General features: G+C 40.3%; 10 protein-coding genes. 2 read left to right on the top strand and 8 right to left on the bottom strand.

From position 1 onward, the window contains the following. Window positions 1–6: 6 nt before the first annotated feature. The 5 genes from B4A24_RS18605 to B4A24_RS18585 form a co-directional block, all read right to left on the bottom strand. Window positions 7–1,839 carry a flavohemoglobin expression-modulating QEGLA motif protein gene (locus B4A24_RS18605; RefSeq protein WP_293946509.1) on the bottom strand — a complete coding sequence of 611 codons (1,833 nt, stop codon included), beginning with the start codon at window positions 1,837–1,839 and terminating at the stop codon, window positions 7–9. Then, on the bottom strand, window positions 1,829–2,608 hold the full coding sequence (locus B4A24_RS18600; RefSeq protein WP_293946508.1) for an N-formylglutamate amidohydrolase: 780 nt from the start codon (window positions 2,606–2,608) through the stop codon (window positions 1,829–1,831). Before B4A24_RS18600 ends, B4A24_RS18605 begins: the two co-directional genes overlap by 11 nt. Window positions 2,609–3,388: 780 nt before the next feature. After that, complete coding sequence (locus B4A24_RS18595) at window positions 3,389–4,657, bottom strand: Glu/Leu/Phe/Val dehydrogenase dimerization domain-containing protein (protein WP_293946507.1); 1,269 nt, start codon at window positions 4,655–4,657, stop codon at window positions 3,389–3,391. After that, window positions 4,629–5,756 (bottom strand): 4-hydroxyphenylpyruvate dioxygenase, encoded by a 1,128-nt coding sequence (hppD, locus tag B4A24_RS18590; protein ID WP_293946506.1) that lies wholly within the window; start codon window positions 5,754–5,756, stop codon window positions 4,629–4,631. The genes B4A24_RS18595 and hppD overlap by 29 nt, the downstream gene beginning before the upstream one ends. 29 nt (window positions 5,757–5,785) lie before the next feature. Further along, the gene (locus tag B4A24_RS18585; protein ID WP_293946505.1) at window positions 5,786–6,943 is read right to left on the bottom strand and encodes a homogentisate 1,2-dioxygenase; all 1,158 of its coding nucleotides are present in this window, start codon (window positions 6,941–6,943) and stop codon (window positions 5,786–5,788) included. A 313-nt stretch (window positions 6,944–7,256) separates the two neighbouring features. Here B4A24_RS18585 and B4A24_RS18580 point away from each other — a divergent pair, with 313 nt between their 5' ends. Both B4A24_RS18580 and B4A24_RS18575 read left to right on the top strand, forming a co-directional pair. Beyond that, window positions 7,257–8,231: a fumarylacetoacetate hydrolase family protein gene (locus tag B4A24_RS18580; RefSeq protein WP_293946504.1), complete on the top strand. Its 975-nt coding sequence runs from the start codon at window positions 7,257–7,259 to the stop codon at window positions 8,229–8,231. A gap of 13 nt (window positions 8,232–8,244) precedes the next feature. Beyond that, window positions 8,245–9,144 carry a flavin reductase family protein gene (locus B4A24_RS18575; protein ID WP_293946503.1) on the top strand — a complete coding sequence of 300 codons (900 nt, stop codon included), beginning with the start codon at window positions 8,245–8,247 and terminating at the stop codon, window positions 9,142–9,144. Between the two features lie 109 nt (window positions 9,145–9,253). Here B4A24_RS18575 and B4A24_RS18570 read toward each other — a convergent pair whose 3' ends face one another. From B4A24_RS18570 to B4A24_RS18560, 3 genes are all read right to left on the bottom strand, one after another. Continuing rightward, the gene (locus B4A24_RS18570) at window positions 9,254–11,011 is read right to left on the bottom strand and encodes an aromatic amino acid hydroxylase (protein WP_293946502.1); all 1,758 of its coding nucleotides are present in this window, start codon (window positions 11,009–11,011) and stop codon (window positions 9,254–9,256) included. A 132-nt stretch (window positions 11,012–11,143) separates the two neighbouring features. Next, complete coding sequence (gene tyrS, locus B4A24_RS18565; protein ID WP_293946501.1) at window positions 11,144–12,346, bottom strand: tyrosine--tRNA ligase; 1,203 nt, start codon at window positions 12,344–12,346, stop codon at window positions 11,144–11,146. Between the two features lie 239 nt (window positions 12,347–12,585). Then, window positions 12,586–13,413, bottom strand: coding sequence for a hypothetical protein (locus B4A24_RS18560; RefSeq protein ID WP_293946500.1), 828 nt, complete (start codon window positions 13,411–13,413; stop codon window positions 12,586–12,588). Between the last annotated feature and the right edge of the window lie 180 nt (window positions 13,414–13,593).

Raw genomic sequence — 13,593 nt, 5'->3', positions numbered from 1 at the left:
CGCTTATTATTGTATCATTTGAAATATCCCCTTACTCTTCTTGAGGTTGGTTAATGCATCGATATAAGGGGACGTTAAGTATTTAGGCGTCAAAACCGGTGCATTCAGTATGCCTTTGAGCATTAATTCTTCGACTATCGGTATATAATCTTCTCTGATCTTCCCCATGGTCAATAGGCTGAGATCCCGGCCACTTTTTATATAATTTATCAATTCGATCAGACCACTGAGGTATAAAGCATCTTTTGTTAGCCCACCGCTTCTAAAAACACGCATGGTCATTTGAAACGCAGTTTCAGGTAAAAACTGATATTTGTCCACCAGCAGTGTAAACGTATCTAAAAAAGTGTTTCCCTGCTGCATGTGATATACTGCTACGACCCGCCCAGCTAGTATGCGCAACCTATTATTTGTCAATCCGCCTACGAGATACTCGGCCAGTACCGCAAGTCCCTCCTGAAGCTTTTCATATCCAGGAACACCCAATCTAAAAAGACTGAAGGGCTGCTGTTTACCATTATAATAGGTAACAATATGCGTCCCAACTTCATGTTGGATCAATGCCTGTACCCTATTTCTTGGCAAGCTATACTGTTTGCTGATATTTAGTACTCCCTGATTCACCATAACTCCGTAGATATCATCCCGAAGCCGTACAGTGGTCGCAAAATTTGTATCCTGGCTTTTTAAATAATCAAGTTCTTCTTGCGCTAGCTGCGCAAACTCTTCTGCATAAACAATATCTTCTTCCTTCGTTCTATTTTCCCTATCCGTCACAGTAATTGTCAAGATCGCCTGTGCCTTCTCAAGCAGTTTTTCATTGACTGTACCAAAGACCTGCATACTGCCGAGCAAAAAACCTTCTTTTCCTCTTTCGCTTAACATACTCATCATCTGATCGAGCTCCTTGCGTTTATCTCGAAATAGATAAGCAATCGATGGGTCGTAAAGGTCTTCAATATGCAAATTATACAGGTTGCGCTTAATAATATCGGGATCAATGGGCATAGGCCTATAACGGAAAACAGGCACCTTACGATAACTCCCTTTTCTAAACTGTAGCCATGCATCATAGGAATTCGTCGGTGTTATCAACAATAGAAAATCAAACCTCTGGCTTTCACGTGCCAATTTTTGATCGATTTCCCAGGCCAATGGAAGCATCTTTTTGGGATGACTTATTTTAAAAGAAGTCGGTTTTGACAGTGTGTGTATACGAATGAATTCAAAAAATGTTTTGGACAGGCTTCGGGATATCGCCTCACGAAAATGACGTAGATCAATAGGTAGTATTTGCTGGTTCACTCCCAAGAGATACTTCGGTTTGATTTCCAAACCCATATACAAGATATTGCTATTTAACTTATCCAGTTGAATGCTCGCCGGTGAAAGACTTTGTGTCGCATTGGTTTTCGATTCTGTCACAATCTCAACTTTAGCAATAGATTCCTCTGTTTCCAATTGTTTCCCCAAATATTGAGCAATGGACTGTACATTCTTACGGGCAATATGGATTTGAATGTCTTCTTCTTGGCCAGGTCCTGCAGTCCATGCCTCTATAATGAGGCAGGCCCCAAATTCTTCAACGAGCTGATTGAGTATTGGAGCGATCCAATCGGATACATTCATCTCTGGATCCTTCACTCTAAAATAGGCTGGTTCAGATTTCACCAATTCCGCTAACATCGGATCTTGACTAAAAAACTGTCTATAAAGAAATAAGTAAGGAACAACCTGATTAAATACCATTTTATTTTTTGGCGGTATCTGAACGTGGAAAACCTCCTTATTCTTGATCTTTTTTAGAATGCCTATTAGCTGCTTTGCATTATCTTTCATAGGCAAAATAGGATTCAAGGGTTTCAATACTTTGCATTAAAAGCTGCTTATACTCCTGTAGCTTTTGAGGGAAGACTTCTCCCGTCCATTCATTCATAAAATCCTTGCGAAACTCGATAGAGAAAACGCAACCCTTATCGCCAAATTGCTCATTTAAATAAGATGACAAAAAGCCGCCCTTAAATTTGATATTTTCACGCACATCATAAGTCTGTCCATCCTTACTATTGCTAAACACATCTAAAAGCAAAGTTGTCAATTCTCTCCATTTACTGTTATTGTGCGACGTACCGATATTAATCTGCGGATTGTTTATTTCGTCAACAATAGTCTTTGGGCCAGCACGGAGCGCATTGTAGCTATGAATATCATAAATAACAAAATAACCATAACGATCAATCGTATTTTGAATCTGCTGTACTATTTTTTGATATACCCTATCATAAGATTCGTACAACTGATCCTTAAACTGCTGTGGTAAATCTGTTTTCCATACTTTTATTCCCCAAGACCGTTCAGGGGTCAAATAAATTGCCCCATCCTTATTTCGATTTAAATCCAATTGGAATCTTGATGTGCCACAAACGAAACGATTAAAGGGCAGTTCTGCTAAAATTGCAGTGTATGGATCTTCTTCCCTTAACCTATCATCGGAAGAAATATTCAAATACGGCTCTAAATCTGCGTCTACATGATGACCATCGTGGATGGCGAAAGCCCAAAAAGGACTTCTGTAATTTTCAAATTGATAAAGATATGATATGGGCATGTACGTTATATTAAACAGTTTACTGATTATTGCTTACGATAATGTAACGCTTAATAGCAGGAAAAGGTTTGAAAAATAAAATACTATGGCATCAGGACAATGACGTTCCATTGTATTTACACTATAAAGCGTTAAAATTCGTTAAACCAAAAGGCTAATCGATATATTGGCATTCTTCTTGAAAGTTACTTACTAGTTTCATAAATTTAGGTTAATAATTAGTTAGTTTATAAAAAACCTGTCGGTTCCCGCCTACAGGTTTTTTATTTTTCTAATTCGAAAAGAATATACATACTGAGAATATTACTGAAATTCAATATAGAAAATGCTAAAAAATGTTAAAAATCTAAAAAAGTAAAAATAGTTGAAACATTTTATCTTAACATCACGTTATACTTATACTTTTCATAAATTTAGGTTAATAATTGGTTAGGAAAACTCCTGTTGCTCCCCGCTTCAGGAGTTTCTGTTTATCAACACATTAACAAATAGGCGATGCGAATAATTGAAGTACATAATAATGCTTTAGCCTATCTACGATTCAATGAAACTTAGTTTTAAATAATTGGTAGGCGGCCATTTATATAAATAAACAACTCCAAACGTACGAGAAATTATAAGTTAACAAAAAAATGACATTTTATTCATCTTAGATAAATAAGTTTTGGCACAGGTGTTGTACTGTTTTAAATATTCATAAATTTAGGTTAATAATTGGTTAGTTAAAACACTTGAAGTTCCCCTCTTCAAGTGTTTTTCGTTTATGAAGTTTTACTATTATCACACCAATTGTTTGAGTGCAATCTCATAAGCTCGGGATGATAATTGCGTGCAGTCGGGAGAAGAATCCCTTATTTTTTTCAGCGCTTCGAAAATCACATTTGAGACGTCTGAAAAGATGGCATCATCACTCATCTCAATATTTCGCTGCATTAAATAAGCAAATACCCTGGCCATACCACAATTGGCTATAAAATCAGGGATCACCGCGACACGTCGATCCGCAAATTCCATAACAGGTCCATAAAATATTTCCTGATCAGCAAAAGGTACATTTGCACCACAAGCAATGACTTCAAGCCCGTTATCCAAAAGTTGCTGTATTTGATCTTTGGAAACCAAACGTGAAGCAGCTGCAGGCACAAAGATTTCGCTCTTCAATCCCCATATTTCCTGCTGCATCTGTTCAAAAGAAATCAAATCCGGAGCACGGAGCTCATTACCTTTTCGCGTCAGGAATAATTGGGTAATATCTGCCTCGCTAAAACCATCCCGATTGATCAAACCACCGGCACGATCAATAATTCCGACAATTTTTACTCCCAATTTGGATAAATAGAATGCCGCCGCTGCAGCAACATTTCCCCACCCCTGGATGACTGCACGTTTTCCAATACAGTCGCGCCCGAAAAGCTGATAATAATGACGAATGGATTCAGAGACTCCATAGCCAGTGATCATATCCGCAACCTTGTATTTACGCTTTAAATCCGGACTATAAGTATTGTCCTCCAAAACTTTAGAAACACCATAACGCAACTGTCCTATTTGGTGGATACGATTACTCTCATTTACTTTAAAGTGCCCGTTCAATATACCTTCCTGTGGATGCCATAGTCCATATTCTTCTGTCAGCGGAATGACATCATGGATCTCATCGATATTGAGGTCCCCGCCTGTGCCATAGTAGTTTTTTAGTAATGGCGTCACCACTTTAAACCAGCGGTCCAAAACTTCATTTTTTCGCGGATCGTCCGGATCAAAATCAATTCCGGATTTGGCCCCACCAATCGCTGGTCCTGAAACAGTGAACTTCACCTCCATTGTTTTGGCCAGGGATTCTACCTCATGCCGATCCAGGCCTGCACGCATACGTGTACCACCACCAGCTGCACCGCCTCGTAAAGAGTTAATGACGACCCATCCCCGTGCTTCAGTTTCGCTATCCTTCCATTCAAATATAATTTCTGGACTTCTATGCTCAAATGCCCGCAATAATTCTTTCATACCCAGCATGTCCTTATAGATTACCTCTCCGTTCTTGTTCACGTTCGATTGCTTCAAAAAGCGCCTTAAAATTGCCGGCGCCAAAACTCTGTGCACCTTTTCGCTGAATAATCTCATAGAATAAGGTAGGTCTATCTTCTACAGGTTTGGTAAAAATCTGTAGAAGATAACCCTCTTCGTCACGATCCACCAAAATACCCAGTTCTTGGATAATCCGGATTTCCTCATCTATTGCTCCAACCCTTTCTGGTAGCATATCATAATATGCTTCGGGAGGAGCTCCTAGAAATTCAACCCCTCTGGATTTAAGTTCCCGCACCGTACTTACAATATCCTTTGTTGCCAATGCCGCATGCTGTACACCTTCGCCCTCATAGAATTCAAGATATTCCTCAATTTGAGATTTCTTTTTGCCTTCAGCGGGCTCATTGATCGGAAACTTCACATAGCCATTGCCATTGCTCATTACTTTGCTCATCAAGGCGGAATATTCCGTATTGATCTGTTTATCATCAAAGGACAGAATGTTTACAAAGCCCATGACATTCTGATACCATTGGACGGTTTCATTCATTTTATTCCAACCCACATTGCCTACACAATGATCGATATAGAGCAAACCGGTCTCTGCGGGGTTATAGTCGCTTTCCCATTTTTCATATCCGGGCATAAATACGCCAGCATAATTTTTCCGTTCGACAAATAAGTGTACGGTCTCACCATAAGTGTATATCCCTGCAGTCCAGACCTCCCCTTGTTCATCTTTGAGAAGTTGCGGTTCTTGATAAACCTTTGCTCCCCTTTTGGTCGTCTCCTCAAATGATTTGCGGGCATCATCAACCCATAAAGCCAATATTTTAACACCGTCGCCGTGTTTTTTAACATGCTCAGCAATAGGATGGTCTGATTTAAGGGCTGTGGTCAGCACCAGCCGTATTTTATCTTGCTTTAAGACATAAGATGCACGGTCTCTAATACCGGTCTCTGGCCCTGCATAAGCCTCCGACTGAAAACCAAAGGCAGTTTTGTAATAATGTGCGGCCTGCTTCGCATTCCCCACATAAAATTCAATGTAATCGGTTCCATTAATAGGTAGAAAATCTTGCGCTTGGGCAATCTTCTCTGCAAATGTATTTGCCATAATGTATATAAAGGTTATTCGTATTTAATTTAACTCATCCAGGATTTAAAGTAATCGGGATCTTCAATTTTTAACGCTTCTTCGGTAAGCATCAGGGGACGGAAAGGATCGATCATGACCGCTAGTTCCTCGGTTTTAACTTGTCCAATACTTTTTTCGACCGTACCGGGGTGTGGTCCATGCGGAATACCGCCCGGGTGTAATGTAATCTGTCCTTTTTCAACCGATTTCCGGCTCATAAAATCACCATCGACGTAATACAATACTTCATCTGAGTCTACATTGCTATGGTTGTAAGGTGCCGGTATAGCTTTTGAATGATAATCATAAAGACGCGGGCAAAAGCTACACAGCACAAAACTATCCGTCTCAAATGTCTGATGGACCGGTGGCGGCTGATGTAATTTCCCGGTAATCGGCATAAAATCATGAATCGAAAATGCCCAGGGAAAATGATAACCGTCCCAACCAATAAAATCAAAAGGGTGGCTTCCATAGATGTAAGGATAAATCAATCCCTGTTTCTTGATTTTCACCTCAAAATCACCAAGCTGGTCAAAAGTTTCCAGATCCTGTGGTACACGGATATCCCGTTCAAAAAAGGGAGCATGCTCCATCAGCTGACCAAATTCATTCCGATACCGCTTTGGCGTACGTACCGGGGAAAACGATTCAACAATAAATAATCGGTTGTCAGTCTGATCAAATTCCATCTGGTAAATTGTACCCCTTGGGACAACCAGATAATCACCATACTGAAAAGAAATATTTCCGTATCCTGTCTTGAGTTTCCCTGTTCCATGGTGCACGAAAATAATCTCATCGGCCTGACTATTTTTATAAAAATAATCGTTCATGGATAATCTGGGGGCAGCCAGCGAAATGTGTAGATCCTGGTTGACCAGAACAGGTGTGCGGCTTTCCAGATAATCATCTTTGGCCTTAACCTGAAATCCTTTTAAACTGGTATGTTTAAGATGTTTTTCACGGGCAATCTTTGGAGTAACATCATAGGGTTCACGGATCTGTTTGACCAACGTAGGCGGGTGGCAATGATACACGAGCGAATAAAGACTGGAAAAGCCATGGGTAGAAACCAATTCTTCAGCATAGAGCGTATGATCGGGCTTTCTAAAGACAGTATGTCGCTGTGTTGGAATTTGCCCTTGTTTAACATAAAATGGCATAATTCTACGATTTAAAACGGTTATAAAAAATAAATGAATATCAACGTTGCCAATAGCATCGATTGGCAAAAAATTCGAGGGGATTAGTATTGGGCAAAAATGATATCAGCTATAATTGCTCTATTAAAAGCAATATAGGGCATGGATGACGCAAAGCGATGTATTCCACGATTGATCATTTTTACTAGTTTATAATGTTATAATAAAGGTAAGAATATTTTTCTGTTTTCAAGCGAAGAAATATTTTTTTCAAAACTTATACGATATATTTGTGTCGCATTCAAAGATTGAATAACCAATAGAATATTCCGATATGAGAATTGTTACGTGCACGAAAAATGGCCAACATGAATTAGGCATTATAATCAATGACCGGGTATACACCTGCTCGGAGATAGCCCTTTCCCTTCCGACCGATATGGCTGATTTTTTGATCCGTGGAGATGAAGCCATAAACGATTTAGTGTATTATCACAGTGCATTGCTGGAGGGACGTATGTCCAGACCTTACCAGTTATTGCAAGATAGTCAACTTGTTGCACCGATACCTCATCCGACATCAGTGCGTGATGCCTATGCTTTTCGGCAGCACGTAGCGACGTCAAGAAGAAACCGCGGACTGGATATGATTCCGGAATTCGATGAATTTCCCGTTTTTTACTTCTCCAATCATCAGGCCATACAAGGTCCCGGCCCGATACAATGTATGCCACTGCATCTTGAGCAACTGGATTTTGAACTTGAAGTGGCCATCGTAATCAATAAAACAGGTATAAATATCCCTGCCTCAGAGGCTGATAAATATATTGCCGGATACATGATCATGAATGATTTTAGCGCACGAAAACTCCAGATGGACGAGATGAAATTAAGCTTGGGGCCCGCCAAAGGAAAGGATTTTGCTACGGCAATTGGTCCATGGTTAGTCACCAAGGACGAATTGGAACCCTATAAAATTAAATCTTCAGCGGATCATATTGGTGACCGATATAATCTCGATATGTCATGCCGCGTGAACGGTCAACAGGTTTCTTCCGGTAATTTTGCTACGATGCACTGGACATTTGCCGAAATTATCGAGCGCGTTTCCTATGGTGTACGTCTCTTTCCGGGTGATGTGATCGGATCGGGAACAGTTGGAACGGGATGTTTTTTAGAACTCAACGGCACTGGGCGCATGGAGAATCCCGCTCATCAGGATCAATGGCTACAGGTAGGCGATCAGGTCGAGCTAGAAATAACTGGCTTGGGCAAACTTTCCAATTCCGTAGTATTATACCAACAATAAATCTATTCAAAAAATGAATTCTTCTTTCGATACAGTCACTTTTGAGTCCTCGGCTGATAAAGCGATCATTGATAATTTAATCAAATATGCCGTTGCACCTCGTCCCATCTGTTTTGCGAGTACCATCGATGCGGCGGGCAATGTCAACCTGAGTCCTTTCAGCTACTTCAACCTGATGTCACACCAACCACCAATATGTGTATTCTCACCCTTGCGTCGCATGCGTGATGGCAGTACCAAGCATACACTGGACAATATTCAGGAAGTCAATGAGGTCGTCATCAACATCGTAAACTATGCGATGGTACAGCAACAGTCACTGGCCAGTACAGAGTACAGCAAGGAGGTAAATGAATTTGACAAATCTGGGTTTACACCAATCCCATCATTACATGTTCGCCCACCGCGGGTCTCGGAATCTCCGGTTCAACTGGAATGTCGTGTAAGAGAAGTGATCGCCCTGAGCGACGAACCCGGCGCAGGAAATCTCGTTATTGCAGAAGTACTCTATATGCATGTGCACAAAGAACTCTTGCACAAAAACAATACGATAAAACAAGAGGAACTAGATCTGGTCGCTCGTCTCGGCGGCGACTGGTACTGCCGTGTAACCAATGAAAACCTCTTTATTGTTCCTAAACCACTCCGCAGTCTGGGTATTGGCGTAGATCAGCTGCCCGAAAGTATTCGCCTTTCCAAAGTACTTACCGGAAACCATCTCGGATTATTGGCTAATGTCGAATCCTTACCAGTTCTAGAGCAAGCCACCCAAGAGGATAAATATTTAAACTACCTCCGGCTGAATTTTCAACAAGGTTCACCGCAATTGACACAAAAAGTACATACTTATGCTGCACAATTGTTGGATTCAGAGCAATTGAACAAAGCATGGCAAGTACTATTAAGTTTATAAAAAGTACTCAATATTACAGCACATGGTAGTAAAATAGGGAAGTATAGGCAGACTGCTGCTTTAGCCCGTGCATACCCTATTTTTCCATATTTGGAATCAATCATTTCACTCAATAATTATTTAAGACTTCCTCTTTTGCAACACGTATACCATCAGCAATAAGTTTTTTCAAGCTGGGTCGAATCGTAATAATAGCTTTAAGCTTACCTTGGGCACTTTCAGCTAAATCGTAGGCATGATTTGCCCAGGCGATCTCATAAAGTTCTACCAGAGCGAGCCAGTTATCTGTTATTTCAGCAGACAACTGATCAAAGATATCCGTCCAAAGCTCCGTATCAAATGATCCCGACCGCTGTGCTCGGATCAGCGCATGCAAGGACAGTAATTTTGAGTATTCATTTTGTGTATACAATAAAGCCGATGGCTCCGCGATCTCTTCGACAATGGACTCATAAGCATCTTTATCAGCTGCACCTGCAAAGACTGAAATGATCTCTGCCCCCACCGCCATATCATAGGTCCCCCATTGAGGTTTAAAATAAATTTCCTCGCGATTATTGCGATAAACTTCGCAGTCTTCAAATGAAATCAATACAATCTTACTCTCCTGATGCACAACCTTCAAAACAACGCCCTCAACCACGATCCCTGAAGAATAACGCAAAGAACATCGCTTTCCTTGACTAATGCCATAAGCGCTCAATTCTTCGTCTGAGAAGTTGGCCAGATCTTTGTTGCTGTCTGTCAGGTAACCAACCGGAGATCCAAATCCTTCCCGATGATAGTCTATCCCCTGTCCTTCCAATTGTTTCCCTGAAAAAGCCAGCGCTGTGGGTCCTTCTGTTTGTATATAGGAAACAACTTGATCTGCATTGGCGGTTTTAAAAACACCAGACACCTGCAATCCGGAACGATAGACAGCCGTACACACTGCCCCACAGTCAATCGCTTTTTCTAAACTTTTCTTGCCACCAAGCCGGAAGGCCATGGTAGCTGCAAACTGGTTTAGCACATCCATTAAATGCTCAAAATCGGGGGTAACAAACAGTTGGGGTTGCGGCTTGGTAATATCATAGGAGTACAATACCGCGCTTAAGTCATAAGGCAGCTTGGGTACCGATTTTTGCATACAGCTCGCACTCTCACCTATAGAAGACAGTAGTCCAGCTCCATAGATCTTCGGATCATCCAGCGTTCCAATCAGCCCATACTCTACCGTCCACCAGTGTAGCCTGCTTAATAAAGCCATTTCAGAAGGTTCACCCATATTATCCTGAACGGTCTTTAGATGATTTTCCGCATCTGCCAGTTCGGCCTCGCTAGTACCCGCATGTTCTTTTAAAATGGATAAGTGGCGAATCGCCTCATATAATTCAAAATCCTTACGGGATGACAGTGCTTTTGTACCAATTTCACCAAAGTATTGCAAGTAAACAGCATAATCCGGTTCGCCTATGATAGGCGCATGCCCCGAAGATTCGTGAATAATATCCGGTGCTGGTGTATACTCAATATGTTCGAGCTGCCGTATATCCGCCGCTATAACCAATACCCGATGTGCCTGAAATTCCATGAAAGCGGCGGGTGGTATAAACCCGTCCACCGTCACTGCGCCCCAACCGATCTGCTTCAAGCTATCGTTCATCTGTTGTAGATCCGGGATATGTTCGATTGACAAACCCGCTTTCTTTAACCCCGGTATATATGGATAGTAAGCTACGTCTTTTAAGAAAGAATAATTCTGACGCATGACATAGCGCCATAAGGCTTGATCCAAAGCCGTGTAACGCTCGTATCGTTGTGCGACTACATAGCGCTTTAAATGTTTGGGCAGCTGCTCCAAAACAATATTATTGTATGTTTCCATTTATAATCGGCATCAAAGTAAAGTCGGAGACTTTGTATGAAGATAAAAATTATTTATGAGTTCCGAAAGAACAGATCTATATTTTTATGCTTATTTACAAAATAAATAAAACATATAAAGACAACAACCTTACTAAACAACTTTAAAAAAACCTCTTTTTCCTAATTTAATTCTAAAACCAACATCCAGACCAACAAACTTATCAGGATCTGTACATTTGTCTAAATCGATTTGAACAGCACCCTCAGCAATTAATCGGCGGATAGCGGATTTACTCCTATTCTTTTCTAAAAAATGACAGAGATCAACAAGTTTTACAGCACTGCCCAATCGCTCCTGTATAAGCTTTAGTGGAACTTCTTCAAAACTTTTATCATCTAATGTTTTTCGTTGAAATTGCCTAGCGAAAAACTCTTTTGCTGCCATAGCAGCTTGTGGTTGATGATATTGATAGACGAGATTATGTGCAATAAGCTTTTTGATTTCCATGGGGTTTTCGCCCATTTCTAGGCGTGATTTTAATAAGGCTTTTTCCACTTGGCTAAAGTCTGTAGTAAGATCAATGTATTCCGTAATTAAGCTGTCCGGTATGGACATCACTTTACCGAACATATCGTTAGGCTCGTCCAAAAGTCCAATTGTATTGTGTAATGATTTACTCATCTTTTCCTTACCATCCAAACCTTTGAGTAGTGGCATACATAAAACAACTTGTGGATCAAGATGGAAAGATTCCTGCAGCTGGCGCCCCATTGTGCAATTGAATAGTTGGTCAGTCCCGCCCATTTCTATATCGCTCTTGATATGCACCGAATCAAAGCCTTGCAATATCGGATAGATGAGCTCATGCAGGCCGATGGGCTGGTTTTCGGTAAAGCGTTTGTGAAAATCATGTCGCTGCATGAGCTGTGCTACCGTCACTTTTGAAACAAGCTGAATCACCTCCGTAAAATTTAATTTGTCCAGCCAGTCGCCATTAAATACTACTTTTGTCTTTGACATATCAAGAATTTTGGACAATTGAGTAAGGTAGGTGGCCGCATTATTGCCTATCTCTTCCTGGTTCAGCGGTTTGCGCGCTTTATTTTTTCCCGTCGGATCACCGATCCGCGCAGTAAAACTACCTACCAATACCACAACCTGATGTCCCAGTTCCTGAAATTGCTTTAACTTTTTTAGTACCACAGCATGTCCCAGATGAAGGTCAGGAGCGGTAGGATCAAAGCCTAACTTAATAATCAACGGACGCCCCGCTTCTTTCGACTGTTGCAATTTGGATTTCAATCCTCCTTTCGGCAACGTAATTTCAATGTTTTCTTCTAAATTTGTTAACATAATGAAATAAAAACAAAAAAGCCCGAACGTTATGTTCGGGCTTAGCTATATAAATAATTGAATTTTTTAAATTTTAATACGCATAGGTTCCCGAACTACTATCGGGAGATAATAATTAAAGAAAAATGGAAGACGTAATATGTTGTTCATTTTCTTCATTGACAAGACAAAGTTAACGCAATATTTCTAAAATCCAAAAAGTCATAGCGTACAATAACTTTACGACGAACAGATCACAGCTACACATTATCGCCATCTCTACCTTTCACTTCTTCGACTCCACTTTTTTCCAATAGTTTACCTTCTGCATTATATACATACCTTTCAATATGCCCATTTCGCTTCTTTCTATCAACGATTTTCTTTACCAATAATTGATTATTAAAATATTCCCGGCAGTTTGATTGGTTTAATAGATAAACACGCTCCACGAGATTGTTATGTTGATACAAGTCGGTATAGTTAATCTTCTCTTTTATATAGGTGTGTTTAAGAAGTTGACCCTCTTTATTGAATGATTTTGATTCTACAACCCGACCGACACAATCCAATTTTGCTTTATAAAGTAACCTATTATCCAAACTGTAGTCCGCCTTACTATGGTCAAATTCATTTTCAATGGTATAATAGGTATCAAAAAAAGTTTTCACCACTTTCTTCTTACCAGAATTAGCTTGATAGACTACAGTCTTCTCTTGACTAATTTTACCTTTCCGAAAATTACGCTCTACACTTAAAGTATCTGAAATCGTATACTGGAAATCCAATACTGCCTCTGCTTTTACATCCATTTGCTGCATGACACCATGCCTAACCTGAACCAGAGCGCGTTTGCCGTCCTTTTCGATCTTAAAGTTGCCACCCACCAAACCTTCTTGGTCAATCGTAATAAAAGCACTTGAAGGGCCCATAAATTGATTTTGCTGCAGAATATATTTTCCAGGCTTCAACTTAATTGTGCTTCCTTTTTCAATTACACGAATAGTATCCTTTGGAGACTCCGATAAATGTAATTGAAAAATATCCTTATCCAAACGAACATACTCCTGCGCAATAACCGTTTGCATTGACCAAACCACTGTTATAAATAAGAAAAAACATCCTTTTACCATATTGTAATAATATTGTTGCAAATAGATTAATACAATTATTACACCAAAAATCTCAGCACCGATACCTTACGCAAAAAATCCATTAAAAAAGCTGCAAACCAACACAAAATGCCAATAAAAAGGGAGAAATATCGT

It is taken from the genome of Sphingobacterium sp. UBA7249 (assembly GCF_002472835.1).
Taxonomy (GTDB): domain Bacteria; phylum Bacteroidota; class Bacteroidia; order Sphingobacteriales; family Sphingobacteriaceae; genus Sphingobacterium; species Sphingobacterium prati.
The sequence above is the reverse complement of the archived record's forward strand: the minus strand, read 5'-3'. Positions and strand labels throughout refer to the sequence as shown.

Excerpts from the sequence above, each read along its gene's own strand:
- B4A24_RS18575 (WP_293946503.1), top strand. The coding sequence starts at position 8,245 with ATGAATTCTTCTTTCGATACAGTCACTTTTGAGTCCTCGGCTGATAAA.
- B4A24_RS18605 (WP_293946509.1), bottom strand. The coding sequence starts at position 1,839 with ATGAAAGATAATGCAAAGCAGCTAATAGGCATTCTAAAAAAGATCAAG.
- B4A24_RS18600 (WP_293946508.1), bottom strand. The coding sequence starts at position 2,608 with ATGCCCATATCATATCTTTATCAATTTGAAAATTACAGAAGTCCTTTT.
- B4A24_RS18570 (WP_293946502.1), bottom strand. The coding sequence starts at position 11,011 with ATGGAAACATACAATAATATTGTTTTGGAGCAGCTGCCCAAACATTTA.
- B4A24_RS18585 (WP_293946505.1), bottom strand. The coding sequence starts at position 6,943 with ATGCCATTTTATGTTAAACAAGGGCAAATTCCAACACAGCGACATACT.
- hppD (WP_293946506.1), bottom strand. The coding sequence starts at position 5,756 with ATGGCAAATACATTTGCAGAGAAGATTGCCCAAGCGCAAGATTTTCTA.
- B4A24_RS18560 (WP_293946500.1), bottom strand. The coding sequence starts at position 13,413 with ATGCAAACGGTTATTGCGCAGGAGTATGTTCGTTTGGATAAGGATATT.
- tyrS (WP_293946501.1), bottom strand. The coding sequence starts at position 12,346 with ATGTTAACAAATTTAGAAGAAAACATTGAAATTACGTTGCCGAAAGGA.
- B4A24_RS18580 (WP_293946504.1), top strand. The coding sequence starts at position 7,257 with ATGAGAATTGTTACGTGCACGAAAAATGGCCAACATGAATTAGGCATT.